Here is a 22,746-nt window from a genome sequence, read left to right as displayed (position 1 = left end):
CTCCATCGACACAGGCATCTTCTGCCTCGTCATGCTGGCCCGCTATCACGGCATCGCGGCGGATCCGGATCAACTGGCGCACGAGTTCAAGCCTGGATCGGAGCCACTCAAAACAACACAACTCCTGCTTGCCGCAAAATCGCTCGGGCTTAACGCGAAGCACACAAAAGTCCGCTGGGATCGTCTGGATCGGCTCGCACTGCCTGCTGTCGCCATCGATCAGGCCGGCGACTTTTTTGTTATCGGTCGCATAGAAAAGAACAAGGCGGTGATCCAGCGTCCCGATGCCGCGCAGCCCGTCTCTATCCACATCGAAGTATTAAAAGGCGATTGGTCCGGAGAAGTGATCCTGTTCGCCTCACGCGCGTCGTTGCTCGGCGAGCTGACGAAGTTCGACTTCACCTGGTTTATTCCGGCGTTAATCAAGTACCGGCGTCTTCTGTGCGAGGTGCTTGTTGTCTCGTTCTTTATCCAGGTCCTCGCGCTGATCACGCCGCTGTTCTTCCAGGTCGTGATGGACAAGGTCCTGGTGCATCACGGACTGACCACGCTCGACGTGATCGCCGTCGGACTCACGATCGTCGTGCTATTCGATGTCGCGCTAACCGCGTTGCGCAGCTACGTATTCGCGCATACCACGAGCCGGATCGACGTCGAACTCGGGGCGAGTCTGTTCCGCCATCTGCTCAAATTGCCGCTTGCGTATTTCCAGGCGCGGCGTGTCGGCGATTCAGTCGCGCGCGTTCGCGAACTGGAGAACATTCGCGCGTTTCTGACCGGTAACGCAATCACGCTTGTGATGGATCTGTTGTTCTCATTCGTCTTCATCGCGGTGATGCTGTTCTACAGTGGTTGGCTCACGCTGATCGTGCTTGTTTCGTTACCGTGTTATGTACTGCTTTCGGTAGTTTGCACGCCAGTACTCCGCCGGCGACTAAATGAGAAATTTGCTCGCAGTGCAGAGAATCAGTCGTTTCTCGTCGAAACGATCAGCGGTATCGACACAGTCAAATCGATGGCGGTTGAGCCGCAGTGGACGCGTCAATGGGACAACCAGCTTGCAGCCTATATCGGTGCGACTTTTCGCGCGTCGACCGTCGGCATTTGGGCAAGCGGTGGCGTTAGCCTGGTGAACAAACTCGTCACTGTCGCGCTGATGTGGGTCGGGGCGCGTCTCGTGATCGACAGCAAGCTCACGGTCGGTGAGTTGATCGCATTCAACATGCTGGCTGGTCAGGTTGCGGGGCCGATCATGCGGCTCGCCCAGTTGTGGACCGATTTCCAGCAAACGGGCATTTCAGTCGCGCGTCTAGGCGACATCTTGAACAGCCGCACGGAAGCGGCCGGTGCGAAGAGCGCGCTGCCTGCCGTCAAAGGTCGTATCGAACTGGAGAATGTCGTATTCCGCTATCGGGCGGACGGTCCGGCCATTCTCAGCGGCGTGAACCTGTCGATCGCAGCGGGCGAGGTGATTGGCATCGTCGGGCAGTCGGGATCGGGCAAGAGCACGCTGACCAGGCTGGTGCAGCGGCTCTATACGCCGGAAGGCGGTCGTATCACGATCGACGGGCAAGACCTCGCGCTGATCGACACGACCTCGTTGCGGCGCCAGGTCGGCGTTGTATCGCAAGAGAACGTGCTATTCAGCAGGAGCATTCGCGACAACATCGCGCTGACCGATCCCGGTGCGCCGCTCGATGCGGTGATACATGCCGCAAAACTGGCCGGTGCGCATGAGTTTATTGTTGGCTTGCCGGAAGGATATGACACAGCGGTCGGCGAACATGGCTCGACGCTCTCGGGCGGCCAGCGGCAGCGCATCGCAATTGCCCGCGCACTGATGCATGAGCCACGCATTCTGATCTTCGACGAAGCGACCAGCGCGCTCGACTACGAGTCGGAGCGCATCGTGCAGGACAATATGCGGGCAATCTGCCGTGGGCGCACGGTGTTGGTGATTGCTCACCGTTTATCCGCGGTACGGCGTGCTGACCGGATCATTGTGATGGAGCGCGGGACGATCATTGAGCAAGGCCCGCACGACGTTCTTGTTGGTGCAAAGGGTGCCTACGCAAAGCTTTGGCATTTGCAGGCGGGAGTATGACGATCCGTGCTCTGCTGTGGCTAGGGGCCACCCGGGATCTGGCGCGCCAGTATCTGAAAGTGTGGCGCGCGGCATGGCAGGCGCGCGAGCGGAACGCCCCGTTGTGGTCAGCCGGCGAATCTGAGTTTCTCCCTGCCGCACTGGAGTTGCAACGCCGGCCAGTTTCACCGTTGCCACGCGTTGCAATGGCGACAATCGTTTCGCTATTGCTGATTGCCTTGCTTTGGGCAGTCTTCGGCAAGATCGATATTGTCGCGACCGCACAAGGAAAAATCGTCCCGGACGGCCGCGCGAAAATTATCCAGTCGATAGAAACGGCGAAAGTTACCGCGATACATGTCAGCGACGGCAAGCTCGTAAAGGCGGGTGATGTCCTCGTCGAACTGGACTCGACGGCGTCGTCAGCGGATCGTTTGCGTTTGCGCGACGACTGGGCGGAAAGCTGGCTCAGCGCCGCTCGCGCTCGTGCGTTGCTCGCAGGCATCGATAGCGGCTCGACTCAACGCATCGACGTCGGCGCGAACACGCAGGTGCCGGCTGAACTATTGCCGCCTGTGGCTCGCGTTGAACAGGAGCAACGCTTCCTCGATGGCGAACTTGCTGAGTTTCGTTCGAAGCTCGCGCGCCTGGACGCGGAAATTGCACGCAATGCGGCCGAGCTCCAAACGGTCGGCGCGGTGATCCACCGGTTACAAAGCACGTTGCAAATTGCCCGCGCCCGCGAAGCGGATTTCAACGAGCTCGCTGCGAAGAATTACGTTTCACGTCATGAGTATCTGGAGAAACAGCAGGTGCGCATCGAGCAGGAAGGCGAGTTGGCCGCGCAGAAAAGCCGCATCGGCGAGATAGGCGCAGCGATCGTGAGCGCTCGGCGTCAGCGCGAAGAACTCGTTGCTTCGACCCGCCGTGCGACGCTCGAAAATCTTGGAACCGCGACGCAAAAAGCGGCCGAGCTTCGCCAGGAATACATCAAGGCGGACGCGCATGATCGCTTTATGACACTGAAGGCGCCGGTCGACGGTGCCGTCCAGCAGCTTGCTGTGCACACGGTTGGTGGCGTCGTGACGGCTGCCCAGCCTTTGATGGTCATTGTCCCGAACGAACGTCCCGCTGAGATCGAGGCGTTCCTGGAGAACAAGGACATCGGGTTTGTCGCCGTGGGACAACCCGCTGCCGCGAAGCTTGAAACGTTTCTCTATACCCGCTACGGCACGCTGCCGGCTGAGGTGGTTAGCGTGTCGCACGACGCCATCGAAGATGAAAAACGCGGGCTGATCTACGCGGTGAGGGTGAAACTGCATCAGTCGAGCATGATGATCGACGGTCAGCGTGTGGCGCTCAGTCCCGGCATGGCAGCGAGCGTCGAGATTAAAACGGGCAAGCGCAGATTGATCGAATATTTTCTGAGCCCTTTGCTGACGAGGGTCGAAGAGAGTCTGCATGAGCGATAGTCAGCATCAATCCGTACGGCGCAGGTGGCTTGCCTTGCGTGGCCTCCTTGCCGTTGCCGCCGTGATCCTGCCAATTGGGGTAGGCGCACAGGCCGGGACAGGCGGTTTTGATCCGCTCGGCACTCGACTCGAAATCACTGTGCCGCCAGTCGCTTTAAGCGTTTCGGAAGTCACGGGGGTGGCGGCTTGCGAATTTGGCTTGCCGAGCGAGCCGCTGAGACTTGAAGACGTGGCGGCGCGCGCATTGTGCCGCAATCCGCTCACCCGTCGTGCATTGGCCAGCGCGCAGGTTCAAGCCGCGCGTTTGGGCGAAGCGCGGGCCGCTCAATGGCCGACGCTCACGGGGAATCTGAATGGCTCGCTCAATCGCGGAAGCATGGCTTCAGCAAACGCATTGGCGGCGCAGGAGTCGTACAACGGCACGGCACGAGCGGCCGAGTTGGCATTCGAGTGGGTCGTGTTCGATTTCGGTGCGCGTTCGGCGGAAGTCAGGAAGGCGCGCGAATTGATGACCGCGGCGAATCAATCGTTCAATGGTGTGGTGCTCGACGTGCTCTATACGAGCACCCACGATTATTTCGCCGCTGTGACCGCACGAGCGCAGGCCGAAGCCGCGCATGAAGCGCAAACCAACGCGGCGCAAAGTCTCGCGGCCGCGCAGGCCCGGACGCGCTCCGGCGTTGCATCGGTCGCTGACGAATTGCAGGCCCGCACGGCGCATGATCAGGCAATGCTGGGCGTCGTCAAGGCGAATAGCGCGCTGCACGAAGCGACCGGTACGTTGGCGATCGATATGGGGTTAAGTCCCGATGTGCCGATCGTGCTGGCGGATGCGTCGGCAGCCATGCAAGGAACCGCGCCGCAATTGGACGCGATCAGGACGCTATTGGATCAGGCGGTCGACAATCATCCCCGTCTGCTGGCGGCGCGTGCCGAACTGCGCGCCTCGGAGGCTTCGGAGGACAGCTTGCGAGCGCAAGCTTTGCCGAGCGTTCGACTCCAGGCTGGGAGCTCGGTCAGCAATAGGCCAACGGCATCGATTGGACCAACTGGAGGGGTGTCCTCGACGTCGCGCAGTAGTTATGTCGGTGTTCGAGTCACGATCCCGCTTTTCGAAGGCTTCGGTTCGACTTATCGGATTCGCGAGGCGAGGGCACAAACGGAGCTTCAACAGGCGAACCTCGCCGAGACCGAACAGCAAGTCGCGCTGAACGTCTGGAAAAGCTACGAGGCAGTGCGGGCGGGTGCACAAGCCGTGAAGCAGGCCGAGGCCTTGCAGGAAAACGCCGCCTTGGCGTTCGACGCCGTTCAGGCGCGCTATAAAGCCGGAGTGGCGAGCATCATTGAACTGTTGCACGCGCAAGATGCGCTCGTTGCCGCAAGGCATCAAAGCATCGCAACCCAATCCGACTGGTTCGTCGCGCGCCTGAGTCTGGCGGCGAGCCTCGGCAAACTCGACTTAGGGCAAATACAAAACCGGTGACGGTGAAGCACCGTGATCAACGATCACGCCACGTCTTCACGTCGTCTCCATTTCCTGCATCTGCCCCAAGCCAAAAAAACGTCCTAACTCCTTTGCCAGTTCATTCAACGCGCTCATTTCCTTCTGCGATATCCGGCGCGGCTCCTGGGTATGCGACCAGTCGCCGTATAACAGCGCCACCGTCTGATCGGTTTCGTCGACGACCGGCAGCAGCACGAAGGCGCGGGCATCGTCGAACGAGCGGCGGAACCATTCCGGTAATCGCGCGACCATCTTCGGGTCGCGTGCGTTCTCGATGAAGATGCCGACCGAGTTCGCTATCGCGAGATGAAACACGTCGGGCTCGAACGCGGTGTTGAAGGTCAGCTTCGGCAGCGCCGCGTCGATCTTCGGACCGAGCCCGAGGCGCGCCTTGAAGGTGCCGTTGCTATGCTTCACGAACACCACCGTGCGCGCAAAGCCGAGTGCCGCCAGCACGGTTTCCGCGGCCAGCGCCAGCGCCGGCGCGAGCGCGCTGCCGTCCGGCAGGCCGCGCAGATCGCCCACCCCCGCGGCGATGCGCGCTTCCGGATCGAGCGCCTCGCGCGCAATCGCGTCCGCATTGGCGCGCAACTCGACGATCTCGCGCATCACGCCGTCGCCGCCTTCCTCGCGGGCGAGCGCAACGCTCATCTGATGCAGCACGTCAGGATCGGTATTCAGAGCGTGGCTGTATCCCTGCGCCAGTTCGGCGATGCGCTCCTCGCGCTGCCGGTCCGGCATGTTCTGCTGGGTCAGCACGTCGGCAACAGCCGTCGAATAGTTGGTGATGGCGCGCAGCCACTGCACCTGACGCGGCTGCTCGACATCCAGCGGATCGAACTCGCCCATGCCGGAGCGGATCATATCGGGCAAGCGCCAGCGTACCGCCGCTTCGGCGCCGATTTCGTCGAACGTGACACCGAGCACCAGCACGCAGGCATCGGCTTCGAGTGTGCCGTCTTCGATATGGCAGCGGATCTGATCCCACTCGGCGTCGAGATAGAACACCACCAGCAGCTTGCCGATCTGCCGCATCAGCGTGCAGACCACCGCTTCTTCGCCGGCGCGCAGATCGCCGCGCTCGGTCAGCTTGCGCGCGACGCAGCCCGACAGCAGCGTGCGGTTCAATTCGAGTTTCGCGTCGATGCGGCGCGGCGCGCTGTGATGAAAGTGATCGACGATTTTCAGACCGACCACCAGATGGCCGACCGCGTCCATGCCGAGCACCATCAGTGCGCGCGACACGGTGGTGATGTTGCCGCCAAACGCCATGTACATGGCCGAGTTGGCCAGCCGCAGCACTTTTTGCGTCAATGCGAAATCCGATAACACGACCTGCACGAGGCCGGTGAAGTCGAGGTCGTCGTTGTTCATCGCCGCCATGGTGGTGCGCAACGACTGCGACAGCATAGGGAAATCGCCGCGCTCGCTCATTCGCGTCCAGAGCCGGTCGAGCACTGCGGCCTTTACCATGTGAGTCCCGCCAAAGCCATACATGTTCCAATGAGTGCCACGCCGGCGTTAGGCCGGCATCTTGCGCTGTGCACGAGGTTCGCCTGCATCGCTATGCGGTGTGCAGGTGGAGCGTGCGCGCTTCGAAACGCTGCGCGAGTTCGTCGGAAGGCAACGCCTTGCAGACGAGCCAACCCTGAATGTGGTCGCAGCCCATCTCGGTGAGCAGGGTGCGCTGTGCTTCTGTTTCGACGCCCTCGGCAACCAGTTCGAGATCGAGTGTTTGCGCCAGTCCGACGACCGCGCTAACGATGGCTTGATCGTTTCGGGAGGTTAGCAGATTCTCGACAAAACTCCTGTCGATCTTGAGCTTGGCCAAGGGGAATCGTTGCAGGTAAGCCAGGCTTGAATAGCCGGTGCCGAAATCGTCGACGGCAAAGCGGATGCCCATCGCAGTCAGCTCTTCGAGCAGGACTTTGGCATGCGCCGGGTCGTGCATCAGCAGGCTTTCGGTGATCTCGAACACAAGGCGGCGCGGATCGATGCCCGTCAACTCGATCGCTTCGCGCACGCTGTCCTTGAAACGCGGATCGCGGAACTGCTGCGGCGACACGTTGACGGCCACGTATTGCAATGAGATGCCCTGCGCGTCCCACTGGATCAACTGCATGCAGGCGACCTTCAATACCCAGTTGCCGAGGAAGTTGATCAGGCCGATCGATTCCGCGAGCGGAATGAACATCGAAGGGGGAACGAGGCCGTGCACGGGATGCGACCAGCGCATCAACGCTTCGACGCCGACGACACCGTGCGTGCGACTGCTCGTGATCGGCTGGAAGTGCAGCGAGAATTCGCCGTTGCGCACGCCGTCGTAGAGGTCGGCCTCGAGCTTCAGGCGCTCGGCGTCGGCGGGGTTGTCGTCCGGTACGTAGAAGGCGAGCGTGTTGCCGCCGGCCGCCTTGGCTTGCAGCAAGGCATGGTCGGCCCAGCGCAGCAGGTGCGTGTCGTGGGCGGCGTTGTCGTTGGCGTGGCGTACATCGGGGTAGAGCGCAATGCCGATGCTCGCCGACAGATGCACCTGCTGGCCGCTAAAAACATACGGCTGCTGGATCGCGGTCAACAGGCGGCGCGCCAGCGTTTCGGCCGCGGCGGCCGCGTCGGTGCGGCTCGCGGCAGGCTTCACGAGGATCGCGAACTCGTCGCTCGCGACCCGCGCCACCGTCTCGCTCGGGCTCGTCATATTCAATAGACGCCGCGCGGTGTCGCGCAACATCTCGTCGCCGGCATCGTAGCCGAGCGCGCGGTTCACGCGCTGATAGTCGTCGAGATCGAGCAGCAGGAGCGCGGCCGGCGTGCCGTGGACGTCGGCTTGCCGTTGCGCGTCGAGCAGCGCGGGGATCAGCGCCGGCTGATTGGCCAGGTTCGTCAGGCGGTCGAGGTGCAGCGCCTGGGTCAGGCGTTCCTCGGTGGCGCGCCAGGCCGACACGTCGAAGCCGGCGATCGCATAGCCGTCGGCACCGTTGGGGCTGCTGCGCACCACGCGCAGCTCGACCGTGACCGGATAGGTCAGCGACTTGATGAGACCGAGCGTGGCTTTCTCGACATTGCCCGTAGCGGTGGCGCGCGTCAGCAGCGCGTCGAGGCGCGACACGTCGGCGGGCGCCACGAGATCGTGCAGCGTAATGGTCTCGAGATACTCGCGGTGATAGCCGATGAAGCGCAGGCTGGCGTCGGAAACATAAAGGAAGCGCAGTTCCTGGTCGACGCGCGCCAGCAGGTCGACGGCGCCGACCACCTGTTCCAGCTGCGCAGTGCGGCTTGCGCCTGCCTGCGGCTTGCTGTGGGCACGCCGGCCGAACGCGCGAAACCGGTCGATGACCGTGCGCAAGGAGCCCCGGCGGGGCGCGGTGATCCTGTTCGCTTCCATGTTTGTCGCTGGCAACCTGTATTCGTCTGCAGGCGGGGCGGCTCGCTGCCCGCCGGGTCCGGGCGGTCAAGCGGTATCAGGCCGCCCCATCAGAACAAGATAACGACTCGCGCGGGGAAATCTTTAGCGCGTGCTGCAAAAAACGCATGGCAAGGGGGGGGCGGCGCAGCCGGGCACCGCCGCGGGAGCGATTCGGTTAAAGTGCAGCGGCTTCGCATCCGTTAATAGGTCAAACCCGTTGTGCAGTGCCGGCTATGACGTCGCTGCGTAGCTTTCCGAACACTTGCACCGATGATCCATGTCTGAACGTCACTTTGTCTGGGCCACCCCCCGGCACGCCGAGGCGCTTGAACAGTGCGCCGCAGATGCCGACCCGGCGTCTGGAGCACAGTTCGTCTATCTGGGCCGCCAGCCGATTCTCGACCGCGACGGCGCGCTCAATGCTTATGAATTGCTGTTTCGAGCCGGCTCGCATAACTACGCCGAGGTCAGCGACGACGCCCAGGCAACGGCGCAGGTCGTGGCTCGCGCGATCGGCGGGATCGGCGTGGCGGCCGTACTCGGCCAGCACCGCGGCTTCGTCAATATTGACCGCGCGCTGCTCTTTAACGACATCGTCCACCTGATGCCACCCGAGCGCTTCGTGCTCGAGATCCTGGAAACCGTCAAGTTCGATGTGCATCTGGCCCGCCGGCTGACCGAATTGCGCCGCGCGGGCTTCCAGGTGGCCCTCGACGATGTCAGTGGACTGTCGGACGAACTGCTCGCCGTGCTGCCGCACGCCGACATCGTCAAAATCGACTTCCTGCAGGCCGAGCGGTCCGCGCTTGATCAATTGGCGTCGACGGTACGCAGCCATGGCAAGACACTGATCGCGGAGAAGATCGAGACGCGCGAAGACTTTGCACTGGCTCGCGACCTCGGCTTCGATCTGTTCCAGGGATACTTCTTCGCGCGGCCGCAGGTGCTGGCCGCGCCGCGCAACCGCTCGCCGCGCCCCGGCCTGCTGCGTTTGCTGGCGCTGCTGTCGCGCGATGCCGGGATTTTCGAGCTCGAAGCGGAGCTCAAGCTGAACCCGAGCGTGGTGGTGCAACTGCTGCGCCTCGTCAATTCGAGCGCGTTCGGGCTGGGGCGCAATATTGCCTCGCTGCGCGAGGCCATTATTGCCACCGGCACGCGGCAGATCGCGCGCTGGGCGCAGCTGCTGCTGTACGCGGACAGTGGCGATCTGCCGTGGCGGGCCGATCCGCTGGTGCAGCTGGCCGGTACGCGCTCGCGCTTCATGGAATTGGCTGCAAGCTGGCTGCGGCCATCCGATGACGAATTTGCCGATGCCGCTTTCATGACCGGCATTTTTTCTCTGGTGCACGTGGTGCTCGGCAGCACGCCCGCGGCTGTCCTGGAGAAACTTGGGCTGGCGCAGCAGATTCGTGACGCGATCGTCACGCGCGGCGGCGCGCTCGGCACCTTGTTGCGAATTGCCGAAGCGGCCGGCGAGGGGGGCGATGCCACCTCGATCGCAGCCGGCCCCGATGCGCCGCCCGGCTTCGCGGCGCTCACGCCCGAGGTGCTGGCGGAGCTGAACCTGTCCGCTGCGGCGTGGTTCGGCGCGCATATCGAAGAAGTGGCCGCCTGAGGCCTGAGCGGCGCTGCGTCAGGTCGTGCCGCTGCAGGCGCGGGTTCGCGGATGTATCCTTTTCGCATGCATCCTTTAGGCAGGTTCTTACGTACCTGATCTGTACGTGATCCAATGGCGCGTCGAGGTTGCCGGCGTTCCGCTGAACGCCGCGACCTTCAGCTGATTGCGCCCACAGAGCGCATTACCGTTTCGAGGGACTGCAGATGAAGAGAAGACTCATACCGGTGGCACTGGCCGCCGTCTTGTCGGTGGGATTCGCGATGCATTCGCTGACGGCCGCGGCCACGCTCAAGCCGGGCGATGCCGCGCCACCGTTCACCGCACAGGCTTCGCTGGGCGGCAAGACCTACACGTATTCGCTCTCCGACGAACTGAAGAAAGGGCCGGTGGTGCTGTATTTCTATCCGGCGGCCTTCACGAAAGGCTGCACGATCGAAGCGCACGAGTTTGCCGAAGCCGTCGACGAGTACAAGAAATATGGCGCGACGGTGATCGGCGTGTCGCACGACAACATCGGCACGTTGACGAAGTTTTCGGTGAGCGAATGCCGCAGCAAATTCCCGGTGGCGGCCGATGCCGACGCGAAGGTGATCGGCGCATATGATGCCGGCTTGCCGATGTATAGCTCGATGGCCAACCGGGTGTCGTACGTGATCGCACCGGACGGCAAGGTCATTTACGAGTACACGAGCCTGTCGCCGGAGAAGCACGTCGAGAACACGCTGAAGGCGGTGAAGGAATGGGCGCAGACGCATAAGCAGCCGTAACAGCTTGCTTCGCGCGGCTGTGCGGTTTTTGCAATGGTTTTTTGCCACGAGGTTTCGCGTTGCTCGTGCTAGCCTGAGTTTTTTTGCCGGGTGGACTTGCGATGCCGATTATTGTTGCACTTATTGCGCTGATCGCACTGGTGTATGGTGCAGTGCGCGCGTTTTATGCCTTGCAGGCGGCTTTTGGCTTGGCCGTTGCTGTTGGGGTCGCCGTTCTTGCCGGTTTGCTTTTGATTGCTGCGGTTGTTTATTGGTGGCGCCGCCGGAAGGAAGTGGCTTCCAATATTCGCGATGGCGATTGGACTCATGAGCTTAAGGGAACCTGGGGTTCGGTCCGGCTTGCTGCCGGTAAACGGCTATGTGAGATTCACCTTGGCGGCGAGCAGGGTGCTTATATCTTTGCCGATCTGCTTGGCGCTGAGGTGCAGGGCCATGATGCTCGATGGCAGGTCGCTTTGAAGGTCAAAGACGCTAAACATCAGGTTTGGGTTTTGCCCATGCTGGGCGAGCGGCAGGCTAAGCAGTGGAGGCGGGTTTTTTTGCTTGCTGTTGAGCAGAGGCTCTGAGGGTAGCTGGCTGCGCCGTGCTTTGTTCGTCCTTTGTTTGTCTGTTGGCCTGCGGCGTTGGGCTTTGCTTGGGTTTTTTGCCTGCTCGGTGCGTTTTGTCTGTGCGCTTATTTCAAAAGATCAGTTCTGCAAGCGAGTGAAGGTACGCGAATGCAGACCAAATAAAACGTCGGTGTATTGCAGTTGCAGCAGTGATAGCAAGGGCTCCCGCCACGCTGAGGCAAAAAAATCAAGAAGCCGCCATGCCAGCTCTGCGAGCCTTCCTCGACTCCCACCGCACCCGAATCCGATCCATATAGAGATACACCACCGGCGTGGTATAGAGCGTCAGCATCTGACTGACAATCAACCCACCCACAATGGCAATCCCCAACGGAGCCCGCAGCTCCGCCCCTTCCCCGCGCCCAAAGGCCAGCGGCAACGCCCCAAGAAGGGCCGCGCAAGTCGTCATCATGATCGGCCGGAACCGCAGCAGACAAGCCTGATAAATGGCATCCCGCGACGACATCCCCAGCCGGGAGGCTTCAATCGCAAAGTCCACCATCATGATCGCGTTCTTCTTCACGATGCCAATCAGCAAGATCACCCCAATCAGCGCGATGATGCTGAACTCCGTCTTGAACAACAGCAAAGCCAGCAACGCCCCCACGCCCGCGGACGGCAGTGTGGACAAAATCGTCAGCGGATGGATATAACTCTCGTACAGCATCCCCAGCACGATATACACCGCCGCCAACGCGGCCAGAATCAGAATCGGCTGGTCGGACATCGACTGCTGGAACGCCTGAGCGGTCCCCTGAAAACTGCCGTGTATCGTCCCCGGCATGCCGATCTGCGCCATCGTGTCGTATATCGCCTGCGTCGCCGTCGATAGAGACACACCCGGCGGCAGATTGAACGAAATCGTCGAGGCCACAAACTGGCTCTGGTGATTCACCGACAACGGCGTATTCCCCGGGCTGAAGCTCGCGATCGCCGACAACGGCACCATTGTTTCTTTCGAGGTCGACACCGCCGCGCCCGACGAAGCACTCGATTTGCCGCTCGCCGCAATCGAATTGATCGCCTGATTGCGCGCGGAATCGGCGGCGATACTCGCCGCGCTCGACGCAGTCGTACCCGCCGTGCCGCCAATCGTCGCGCTCGTGCTGGCGGGCGCGGTCGTCTGCGCGGTAACCGTGCCGGCCGGCGCGTTGGTGGTCTGCGCGCCGCTCGCGCTGCCGCCCGAGGTGCTGATGTAAATCTGTTTCAGCATGTCCGGACTCTGCCAGTACTTCGGCGCCACTTCCATTACGACGTGATACTGGTTCAGCGGGTTGTAGATCGTCGATACCTGGCGCTGGCCGAAGGCGTCATACAAGGTGTTGTCGATCTGCGCCGGCTTGATGCCGAGGCGCGCGGCGGTGGCGCGGTCGATCGTCACCATCGCCTCGAGGCCGCCTTGCTGCTGGTCGGAATTCACGTCGGCAAGTTCGGGGCGTGCTTGCAGCGCCTCAGTGAGCTTCGGTCCCCACAGATACAGATCGGGCGTCGAATCGGCCAGCAGCGTGAACTGATACTGCGCGTTCGATTGCCGGCCGCCGACGCGAATGTCCTGCACCGCCTGCAGGAAGGTCCGCGCACCGGCCACGTCGCCGAGCGGGGCGCGCAGTTGCTGGATCACCTGGTCGGCGGATAGCTTGCGCTCGCTCTTCGGCTTCAGCGTCACGAACATGAAGCCGGAATTGGTCTGACGGCCGCCGGTGAACCCGGCCACGCTGTTCACCGCCGGGTTCTTGCCGACGATCTCCATCATCTGGGAGAACTTTCCCTTCATCGCCTGGAACGAGGTGGCCTGGTCGGCCTGAATGCCGCCGACTAGCCGCCCGGTGTCCTGCTGTGGAAAGAAGCCCTTCGGTACGATGATGTACAGCCAGATGTTCAGGCCGATGGTCGCGAGCAGAATCGTCACGATCAGGCGCGGATGCAGCATCGCCCAGCCGAGGGTGCGCTCATAACCGCGCTGCATCGACGTGAAGCCGCGTTCGAGCCAGCGTCCAAAGCGTCCTTCTTCTGTCTTTTCGTGCGGCTCGCGCAGCAGGCGCGAACACATCATCGGCGTCAAGGTCAGCGAGACGAGCAACGACACGCCGATCGCCAGCGACAGCGTCAGCGCGAACTCGCGGAACAGCCGCCCGACAATGCCGCCCATCAGCAGAATCGGCAGGAATACGGCGACCAGCGAAATACTGATCGACAGCACCGTGAAGCCGACTTCGCGAGCGCCGAGAAAGGCGGCCTTCATGCGCGGCACGCCGTTTTCTATATGCCGTGAGATGTTTTCCAGCACCACGATCGCATCGTCGACCACGAAGCCGGTTGCGATCGTTAACGCCATCAGCGACAGGTTGTCGATCGAAAAGCCCAGCATATACATTGCGCCGAACGTGCCGATGATCGAGATCGGCACGGCCACGCTCGGAATCAGCGTGGCGCGCCAGTTGCGCAGGAACAGGAACACCACCATTACCACCAGCGCTACGGCGATCATCAGCGTGTGCTCGGTATCCTTCAGCGACGCACGGATCGTCGTGGAACGGTCACCGGCCGACGCGATGTCGACGTCTCCGGGCAGCGACGCGTGCAACTGCGGCAGCATCGCCATCACGCGGTCGATGGTGTCGATGATGTTTGCGCCCGGCTGGCGGTACAGAATCACCAGCACCGAACGCTTGCCGTTGAAGAGGCCGAGGTTGCGCAGGTCTTCGACCGAATCGACTACTTCCGACACGTCGGACAGCTTCACCGCCGCGCCATTGCGGTACGCGATGACCAGATCTTTGTACTGCGACGCCTTGCTCGCCTGGTCATTGGTATAGATCTGCACGCGGTTCGGGCCGAACTCGATCGAGCCCTTCGGGCTGTTCGCATTGGCCGCTGCAAGCGCCGCGCGCACGTCTTCGAGACCGATGCCGTAGTGGGACAGGGCATTGGGTTCCAGTTCGACGCGCACCGCCGGATTGGCCGAACCGCTCACATCCACTTCGCCGACGCCGTCCACCTGCGAGAGCGATTGCTGCAGCACGGTGGCCGCGGAGTCGTACAACTGGCCGGCGGTCAGCGTCTTCGACGTGAGCGCCAGGATCAGGATCGGCGCGTCGGCCGGGTTCACCTTGTGATACGTCGGATTGCTGCGCAGGCTCGCCGGCAGATCGGCGCGCGCGGCGTTGATGGCCGCTTGCACGTCGCGCGCGGCGCCGTCGATGTCGCGGTTCAGGCCGAACTGCAGCGTAATGCGCGTCGAGCCGACCGAGCTCTGCGAGGTCATTTCGGTGACGTCGGCGATCGAGCCGAGATGCCGTTCGAGCGGGCTCGCGACGCTGGTCGCCACCGTGTCCGGGCTCGCGCCCGGCAACGTGGCCTGCACCGAAATGGTCGGAAAGTCGACCTGCGGCAGCGGCGCGACCGGCAGCTTGGTGAACGCAAAAATCCCGGCCAGCGCGATGCCGAGCGCCAACAGTGTGGTGGCGACCGGGCGGGAGATAAACGGACGCGACAGGTTCATCGCTCAGGTCCCTGCATCGGTGGCGGGCGGCACGGGCTTGCCGCGATTGAAGCGCTCGCGCGCGCGGCGGGCGAGTGCGTCGAAGCCGAGATAGATCACCGGCGTTGTAAATAGCGTGAGCAGCTGACTGACGATCAGGCCGCCGGCAATCGCGATACCGAGCGGGCGGCGCAACTCCGAGCCTGCGCCGGTGCCGAGCATCAGCGGCAGGGCGCCGAGCAGGGCGGCGAGCGTGGTCATCAGGATCGGCCGGAAGCGCAGCAGACACGCCTGATAGATGGCTTCGCGCGGCGGCTTGCCTTCCTCGCGCTCGGCGTAGAGCGCGAAGTCGATCATCATGATGGCGTTCTTCTTCACGATACCGATCAGCAGCACGATGCCGATGATGCCGATGATGTCCAGATCGTGCCCGGTCATCAACAGCGCAAGCAGCGCGCCGACGCCCGCCGAGGGCAGCGTCGACAGAATCGTGATCGGGTGAATAAAGCTTTCGTACAGCACGCCGAGCACGATATACATCGTGACGATCGCCGCCAGGATCAGGAACAGCTCGTTCGACAACGACGCCTGGAACGCCAGCGCCGCACCCTGGAAGCGCGTCTGGAACGACGCCGGCAAGGCGATATCCTTCTCCGCCTGATCGATCGCTTTCACCGCTGCGCCGAGCGACGAACCCGGTGCGAGGTTGAACGAGACGGTGGTGGCCGGGAACTGGCTCAAATGCGTGACCAGCAGTGGCGCGGGTTGCTCGATGAACTTCGCGATCGACGACAACGGCACCTGGCCGCCCGACGAGGTGGAAGAGGGCAGGTAGATCGAATTCAGCGATTCCGTGTAGTGCTGCATCTGCGGCTGCGCTTCCAGAATCACGCGGTACTGGTTCGACTGCGTGAAAATGGTCGAGATGATGCGCTGGCCGAAGGCGTCATACAACGCGCTGTCGACGGTGGCGGGCGTGATGCCGTAACGCGACGCGGTGGCGCGGTCGATTTCGATGTAGACCGACTGGCCGTTGTCCTGCAAGTCGGTGGCCACGTCCGCCAGTTCCGGCGACTGCTTCAGCCGGTCGACCAGCTTCGGCACCCATGTGGTGAATTCGCTGATGTTCGGGTCGGTCAGCATGAACTGATACTGTGTCGGGCTGACGGTGGAATCGATCGTCAGATCCTGCACCGGCTGCATGTACAGCGAGGCGCCCGGAATATGCGCGACGTCCTGCTGCAACTGGCGGATCACGTCGCTCGCGGTGTTGCTGCGGTCGTCGCGCGGCTTCAGGTTGATCAGCATGCGGCCACTGTTCAGCGTGATGTTGCTGCCGTCCACGCCGATGAACGAGGTGAGGCTTTCCACGTCCGGGTTCTTCAGGATCTGCGCGGCGAGTTCCTGCTGACGCTCGGCCATCGACGCATACGACACCGACTGCGGGGCCTGCGTAATCGCCTGGATCACGCCGGTGTCCTGCACCGGGAAGAAGCCCTTCGGAATGAACACGTACAGCACGCCGGTCAGCACCAGCGTGAGCGCCGCGACGAACAGCGTGGCGCGTTGCCGGTTCAGCACCCAGGTGAGCGCGACTGCGTAGCGGGCGATCACCCAGTCGATAAACTGATGGGCTTTGGCTTCGAATCGGTGGCTCTCATGCGGCGGCGAGTGGCGCAGGAGCTTCGCGCACATCATTGGCACGAGCGTGAGCGAGACCACGGCCGAAATCACGATCGTCACGGCCAGGGTGATCGCGAATTCGTGGAACAGCCGCCCGACCACGTCGCCCATGAAGAGCAGCGGAATCAGCACGGCGATCAGCGAAACCGTCAGCGAAATGATCGTAAAGCCGATCTGTTTCGAGCCCTTCAGCGCGGCCTCCATGGGAGACTCGCCTTCTTCGATATAGCGCGCGATGTTCTCGATCATCACGATTGCATCGTCGACCACGAAGCCGGTCGCGATGGTCAACGCCATCAGCGACAGGTTATCCAGCGAGAAACCGCACAGGTACATCACGGCAAGCGTGCCGATCAGCGACAGCGGCACCGACAGGCTCGGGATGATGGTGGCGTAGATGTTGGCGAGGAACAGGTACATCACCAGCACCACCAGCACGACCGACATCAGCAATTCGAACTGCACGTCGCGCACGGACGCGCGGATCGTGGTGGTCCGGTCGGTGACGATCTCCACCTCGAGCGCGGCGGGCAGCGACTGTTGCAGCTGCGGCAGCAGCGTCTTGATGCTGTCGACCACCTGGATCACGTTCGCGCCCGGCTGGCGCTGCACGTTCAGGATGATGGCCGGCGTGTTGTTGACCCATGCGCCGAGCTTGGTGTTCTCCGCGCCCTGCACGATGGTGGCGACGTCCGTCAGCATGACCGGACGGCCGCCCTTGTACGCGACCACGGCGCTCTTGTAAGCGTCGGCGTCGGTCAGCTGATCGTTCGCGTTGATCGTGTAGTTGCGCGTCGGGCCGTCGAAGTTGCCCTTCGGCGTGTTGACGTTCAGGTTCGAAATCGTGGTGCGCAGATCGTCCAGATTCAGACCGTACGCGGCGAGCGCGCGCGGGTTCGCCTGAATCCGGACGGCCGGGCGTTGACCGCCTGACACGCTCACGAGACCCACACCCGCCACCTGCGAAATCTTTTGCGCGAGACGCGTGTCGGCCAGATCCTGCACCTGTGTGAGCGGCAGCGTTTTCGAGGTGATCGCGAGCGTGATGATCGGCGCGTCGGCGGGATTGACCTTGGCGTAAATCGGCGGCGCGGGCAGGTCGGACGGCAGCAGGTTGCCCGCCGCATTGATCGCTGCCTGGACTTCCTGCTCGGCGATATCGAGCGGCAGATCGAGGCTGAACTGCAGCGTGATGATCGACGAGCCGGCCGAGCTTTGCGACGACATCTGATTCAACGACGGCATCTGCCCGAACTGGCGTTCGAGCGGCGCGGTGACCGACGAGGTCATCACGTCCGGGCTCGCGCCCGGATAGAAGGTCTGCACCTGGATCGTCGGATAGTCGACCTCGGGCAGCGCGGAGAGCGGCAGGAAGCGCAGCGCGACGAGACCGACCAGCATGATCGCCGCCATCAGCAGCGCGGTGCCGACGGGGCGCAGAATAAAGACGCGGGATGGATTCATGCGGTAGTCGCCGTGCCTTTATTGCGAGGCTTGCGCCGCGTGTTTGCCGTGATGTCCGTGGGCGCCGGAGGCACCCGATGCGGCTGCCGCGCCACTCGCCCCACGGGCGCCCGAAGCGCCGCGCGGCCTGTCGGCCGGAATCGTGATCTTCGCGCCTTCCTTCAGCCGGTCCGAACCGTCGATCACGACGCGCTCGCCGACCTGCAGGCCGGATTTGATGCTGGTGCGTTCGCCGTCCACCGGGCCCACCTTGACCGCACGCACCGTCACCGTGTTGTCGGGCTTCACGACGTACACGAACGAGCCCATCGAGCCGTTCAGCACAGCCGGCGTCGGCACGATCACCGCGTCCTTGATCGTATCCACGAGGAGGCGTGTATTCACGAACTGATTCGGGAACAGCAGGTTCTTGTCGTTCTGGAAGTTCGCGCGCAGCTTGACCGTGCCGGTGGTCGTGTCGATCTGGTTATCCAGGGTTTCGAGCGAACCGCCTTCGAGCGAGATGGTGTTGCTGCGGTCGTACGCGGTGACCGAGAGTTTCGCGCCCGTTTGAGTCTGCTGGAGGATCTGCTGCAAGTTGTCTTCGGAGGTGGTGAAGATCACGCTGATCGGCTGCAACTGCGTAATCACGACGAGGCCGTTAGTCAGGCTCGGCGTCACGTAGTTGCCCGGATCGACCTGGCGCAAACCGACGCGCCCCGACACCGGCGCGGTGATGCGCGCATAGACGAGATCGAGTTTGAAGGTATCGATGTTCGCCTGGTCTGACTTCACCGTGCCTTCATATTGCCGCACGAGCGAGGCTTGCGTGTCGACCTGCTGGCTGGCGATCGAGTCTTGCGCGAGCAGCGTCTGATAGCGCTTCAGGTCGAGGCGGGCGGTTTGCAGCAACGCCTGGTCGCGCGCGAGGGTGCCTTGCGCGTTTTCCAGCGAAATCTGATAGGGGCGCGGGTCGATCTGGGCAAGCACGTCGCCCTTCTTGACCATCTGGCCTTCCTTGAAATACACGTCCTGCAGCACGCCGCTCAACTGCGGCAGCACGGTGACGTTGGCGAGCGGCGTGACCGTGCCGAGCGCGGTCAGCACGACCGGCATCTCACCCTGTCTGGCGGTCGCCACGTGAACGGGCTGCGGCATGCTGGCGAGGCCGCCGCCACGGCCCGCGCGACCGCTGCTCGCGCCACTCGCACCGGCCGCCGGGCTTGCGCCGCCAGGCCCGCCCCACGGATGCCAGCGCCACAATACGATCCCGAGGATGAGCAGCGCCGCCACGATCAGGGCGATGTTGCGGCCGCGATGGCGTTTGGCCGTGGCCGGCGCGGTGCCGGGGGCACCACCAGGCCTTCCGGTGGAGGACGGTTGCGAACCCGGTAGGGAAACCGGAGCGGCAGGGCGTGAAGTTTCCGAAAGCTTTTGTTGTTCGTCCATCAGTTCGGTCAGGTGGCTGGCTTTGATGTGAGCCGTTCGTGCGGTTGCGCCGCTTCGACAGTTCGGCGGGCCGGCACGCAGGCGGCATGACAGGCGGTTTCGACCGCGGACGCGCCGCGAATGTTCAGCGCGATGCTACCCGAGGCGCGGGACACAGATGTTAGCTCAACGCGCCATCGTGACAGGTCGGCGGGACGTTATCGAAGGGTGATAGCGGCAAGCCGGGCGAGCGCCCCGCGACGGGAATGCATGATCCTACGTTGCGGGTGTTGTAACAGTCCACCCATGTATTTTTCTGTTGATTACAAAAGTTACAGTGCGGATGGAGGACGGGTTGAAAATGCCGTGGCCGCCGATCGGCGAGCGTCTCTCGCGTTTTCAGTTGTCCAGGCGGCGCCCAGGCGTGCCGCCGATCTCGAGAACGATCTTACTGATGCATTCGAGCAGCGCCGGCGCCGCATGCGATATCAGCCAATCGCGCGGGCACTGACCCGCGGAGCCGCCGCAAGTGACGGCATAGCGCTCGCCCGAGGGGCCGATGAACCCTGACGCGATGGCGTTCAGGCCCTCGTGCCATTCGCCCGCGGTGATCGCAAAGCCTTGCTCCGCGGTTTCCCGTAACGCGCAGGCCAGACGGCTGCTGACATGGCCCCAATCTTCACCTTCGGCGGCTTGCAAGCCGGTGAGCAACTTTTCGCGTTCCGGGTCGGTAAGAGCTGACAGATAGGCGCGGCCGACTGCGGTGCGGCTAAGGTTCATGCGCGAGCCGATTTCGAGGCGCGACACGAGCACCGCCGAACGTGGCCGGATTGCGTCGATCACCACCATGTCGAGGCGGTCGCGTACGGCCAGATGCACGGACAACGCGGTGCGTTCGGCGAGTTCGATGAGGAAGGGGCGCGCTCGGGCCCGAATGTCGAAGTTGCGTAGAAAGCCGTTGCTCAACTCCAGTACCGAGGAAGTCAGCACGAATCGCTCGCTGTCGGGCAAGCGGAACAGGAAACCTGCGCCGACCAGCGTGGCGGTAATCCGGGAGACGGTAGGCTTCGGAATGCCGGTTAGCTCTGTCAACTCGCGGTTGCTGAGCGGCGCGTCCGCTGCGGCGATCGAACGCAGCACGGTCAAGCCGCGTGCCAGCGCGGTGACTTCGTCGCCCGAGCCGTCTTTATCTTTGGCTGGGACTGTGTCAGTTCGGGAGGGCGTTGGTCGGTTCATATCGTTTTTTTGGAACTACATTTCAGTTTTTGTCCGCTTGCCTGCCAGCAAGCGTTCCGCAAAAGCTCGGCGGTAGTCCCAAAATGGGGAGTGAGCCCCATTTTTCATCTGAAGATTCATTGTATCGGAATATTTTGCCGCAACGAATGCAGCTTCTTTAGATTTTGCTTGACTTAGTCAGCATAACCGTAAAAAATGGAACTTCATTTCGAAAGACGGTTTCAGGTTCTGCTTTTTGAAATTCCGAACCAACCGTGGTCCGCGGAGTGTCTGGTCGAGTGCCTTAACAGTCCCCCGTAACAGTCCCGCAGTGTCCTTCTCGAGTCCGGCGTCCAACATCGCGCGCCCGTTCAACTTTCGAATACCGTCTCTCAGGTTCTAGCACGGCCCTCGGAATGGCTAGAACTTTTTAAGGCGTCACGGAAACGTGACGCCTTTTTTTTTGTGCTATGGGCGCACAACAAAGTCTGCACCAGTCGCTAACGACGCGTTAACAGACAACAAAGTCTGCTCCAACGGCAAAATACGCGTTGCGGTGCAACATTTGACATAGGAAAGAACTATAAGGGTGCCTGATATTCCCTGCATAAGGACGCAACGCCGGGTGCGTCGGGCAGGAGTGGGCGCTGCTTTGAAAACTCTGCGGGCGGCGGATCGCTTCGTCCAGTTTTCTCGAATATGGGGGAGATGCCACGACGCCCGCTATGGTCGTGCGGCCGGCCGCCCCATCCCTTTTGCACCTAGCGTAATCTTGACTCTGGACTGGCAGAAGAGGGCGGCGGTGAGAGTCCTGCGGCATTGGCCGGCAGGGTCCGATTCGTATCGTACGTTCCTGGTTTCCACTTTCGAGCCTGATAAGGGCGGTTGAACATATCGCCCGCGTCCTGCAAACCACCACCTCGTGTGTTGGGAGGCGAAAATGACGAAGGTACCTGACGACTTTCCGCGTGATGTCGCGCCAGCCGCGCTCGCCGGAGCACAGCCGAAACTGGCGGCGCGCATGATCAACGGGCGGTTTGTCGTCGGACTGACCGAAGACGAGCGATTGGAGCGATGGCAGATATGTGAGGACCTGGCACTGCAACTGATGGTGCCCGCCCGGAAGGAAGCCGCCAAGTACCCGCAGAATTCTCACGATGTAGTGCTGGGGCGCATCGGGGACGCTATCGCGGGCAAGGACTGGTGCAGTGTAGTCGAAATGAACTGGATCATTGCCCGGTTGCGCGAGCTGCTCAGATGGTAATCCTTCATCAGCTACCGGGCGTGTGTCGAAAGCCGGGTTAGATTCACCGGACAGTTTCATCCATCTGGCCGCGAAGTAATCCGGCGACACTGATGTCTTCGTCGAGGGCGTCCCAATGCAGACCCGCGCCTGTGGCAGAGATGCGGAATGCGTCGCGTTGTTCACGCGTTGCTGCAGCCAGTCGCGGGAAACACCGTATTGGAATTTTGAGCCTGCGACCGTCGCCCAGTACGACGGTGAAGCTGGTGTCGTCAAACAGCAGGTCTGTTGCGAGCGGTGTCATCACGATACCTTCTGCAGTTTCGTCGCCCTGCTTGTGAACCCGCATCATCAGAGGACGGTCGTCGGTGTTCACCGTGAGTAGCGTGAAAGCGATCATGGTGGTTAATCATAACGCCTGGCGGTGCCGCGATGGACGGCGGGCGTGGCTGCAGTCGGGCGCGCGGAAGCCAACAGCGTTCTCCGCTGGAATGTCCATCGCTCGGGTTTGCCGGGGGAAGGTGTGCCGTCTCGTGGCGGCCGTCAATGGTGCCGATCCGATGCGTCAGAACTGCTATCCGACATGCGCGGATGCGGCCTTCGCAGGCCATGAATTCACGATATCGGGAGTAATGGTGAAAACGGCATCAGGTTAGAGCATCACCCGATTGCCATCCTTTTCAATATCGCCAAACGCAATGGTGGCAAGGCAGAGGATTTTTAGCGGAGCGGAAGCGGCGCACCGGGATGAGCGCAGGCACGACGCGAAATCCGCGTCCGCTTCGCTAAAAATTCTTTGAG

At 62.3% G+C, this 22,746-nt stretch carries 14 protein-coding genes; 7 read left to right on the top strand and 7 right to left on the bottom strand.

Annotated elements, in window-relative coordinates; genetic code table 11:
* Positions 1–31 precede the first annotated feature (31 nt).
* Genes P3T22_RS21165 through P3T22_RS21155 form a run of 3 tightly spaced genes read left to right on the top strand, consistent with a single transcriptional unit; the run spans position 32 to position 5,038 of the window.
* Positions 32–2,104: a type I secretion system permease/ATPase gene (locus P3T22_RS21165; RefSeq protein WP_429326084.1), complete on the top strand. Its 2,073-nt coding sequence runs from the start codon at positions 32–34 to the stop codon at positions 2,102–2,104.
* The gene (locus P3T22_RS21160) at positions 2,101–3,555 is read left to right on the top strand and encodes an HlyD family type I secretion periplasmic adaptor subunit (RefSeq protein WP_063495498.1); all 1,455 of its coding nucleotides are present in this window, start codon (positions 2,101–2,103) and stop codon (positions 3,553–3,555) included. The genes P3T22_RS21165 and P3T22_RS21160 overlap by 4 nt, the downstream gene beginning before the upstream one ends.
* Complete coding sequence (locus P3T22_RS21155) at positions 3,545–5,038, top strand: TolC family protein (protein ID WP_429326015.1); 1,494 nt, start codon at positions 3,545–3,547, stop codon at positions 5,036–5,038. Before P3T22_RS21160 ends, P3T22_RS21155 begins: the two co-directional genes overlap by 11 nt.
* A 36-nt stretch (positions 5,039–5,074) precedes the next feature.
* On the opposite strand, the gene P3T22_RS21150 is transcribed toward P3T22_RS21155, so the two are convergent.
* Positions 5,075–6,532, bottom strand: a complete 1,458-nt coding sequence (locus tag P3T22_RS21150) for an HDOD domain-containing protein (protein WP_429326014.1) — start codon at positions 6,530–6,532, stop codon at positions 5,075–5,077.
* Between the two features lie 91 nt (positions 6,533–6,623).
* Positions 6,624–8,438: a putative bifunctional diguanylate cyclase/phosphodiesterase gene (locus tag P3T22_RS21145; RefSeq protein WP_063495500.1), complete on the bottom strand. Its 1,815-nt coding sequence runs from the start codon at positions 8,436–8,438 to the stop codon at positions 6,624–6,626.
* 298 nt (positions 8,439–8,736) lie between these two features.
* On the opposite strand from P3T22_RS21145, the gene P3T22_RS21140 reads away from it, so the two are divergent.
* The 3 genes from P3T22_RS21140 (at position 8,737) to P3T22_RS21130 (ending at position 11,410) form a co-directional block, all read left to right on the top strand.
* Entirely contained in the window at positions 8,737–10,074 is a 1,338-nt protein-coding gene (locus tag P3T22_RS21140; protein ID WP_063495501.1) for an EAL and HDOD domain-containing protein, read from the top strand.
* A gap of 206 nt (positions 10,075–10,280) precedes the next feature.
* Complete coding sequence (locus P3T22_RS21135) at positions 10,281–10,844, top strand: peroxiredoxin (protein ID WP_063495502.1); 564 nt, start codon at positions 10,281–10,283, stop codon at positions 10,842–10,844.
* A gap of 101 nt (positions 10,845–10,945) precedes the next feature.
* A complete protein-coding gene (locus tag P3T22_RS21130) occupies positions 10,946–11,410 on the top strand; it encodes a hypothetical protein (RefSeq protein WP_429326013.1) in 465 nt (154 codons plus the stop codon).
* Positions 11,411–11,639: 229 nt separating this feature from the next.
* On the opposite strand, the gene P3T22_RS21125 is transcribed toward P3T22_RS21130, so the two are convergent.
* From P3T22_RS21125 to P3T22_RS21110, 4 genes are all read right to left on the bottom strand, one after another.
* Positions 11,640–14,954, bottom strand: a complete 3,315-nt coding sequence (locus P3T22_RS21125; protein WP_429326012.1) for an efflux RND transporter permease subunit — start codon at positions 14,952–14,954, stop codon at positions 11,640–11,642.
* Between the two features lie 3 nt (positions 14,955–14,957).
* The gene (locus tag P3T22_RS21120; RefSeq protein ID WP_429326011.1) at positions 14,958–18,080 is read right to left on the bottom strand and encodes an MdtB/MuxB family multidrug efflux RND transporter permease subunit; all 3,123 of its coding nucleotides are present in this window, start codon (positions 18,078–18,080) and stop codon (positions 14,958–14,960) included.
* 18 nt (positions 18,081–18,098) lie between these two features.
* On the bottom strand, positions 18,099–19,508 hold the full coding sequence (locus P3T22_RS21115; protein WP_429326010.1) for an MdtA/MuxA family multidrug efflux RND transporter periplasmic adaptor subunit: 1,410 nt from the start codon (positions 19,506–19,508) through the stop codon (positions 18,099–18,101).
* Positions 19,509–19,886: 378 nt separating this feature from the next.
* A complete protein-coding gene (locus P3T22_RS21110) occupies positions 19,887–20,723 on the bottom strand; it encodes an IclR family transcriptional regulator (RefSeq protein ID WP_429326009.1) in 837 nt (278 codons plus the stop codon).
* 919 nt (positions 20,724–21,642) lie between these two features.
* On the opposite strand from P3T22_RS21110, the gene P3T22_RS21105 reads away from it, so the two are divergent.
* Positions 21,643–21,966 (top strand): hypothetical protein, encoded by a 324-nt coding sequence (locus P3T22_RS21105; RefSeq protein WP_429326008.1) that lies wholly within the window; start codon positions 21,643–21,645, stop codon positions 21,964–21,966.
* A gap of 43 nt (positions 21,967–22,009) precedes the next feature.
* On the opposite strand, the gene P3T22_RS21100 is transcribed toward P3T22_RS21105, so the two are convergent.
* Positions 22,010–22,345 carry a DUF2442 domain-containing protein gene (locus P3T22_RS21100; RefSeq protein WP_429326007.1) on the bottom strand — a complete coding sequence of 112 codons (336 nt, stop codon included), beginning with the start codon at positions 22,343–22,345 and terminating at the stop codon, positions 22,010–22,012.
* Positions 22,346–22,746: the final 401 nt, after the last annotated feature.

The organism is Paraburkholderia sp. GAS348 (assembly GCF_050434205.1).
Lineage (GTDB): Bacteria > Pseudomonadota > Gammaproteobacteria > Burkholderiales > Burkholderiaceae > Paraburkholderia.
Note: the sequence above shows the minus strand (reverse complement) of the source record. Positions and strands in the feature narration are given on the sequence as shown.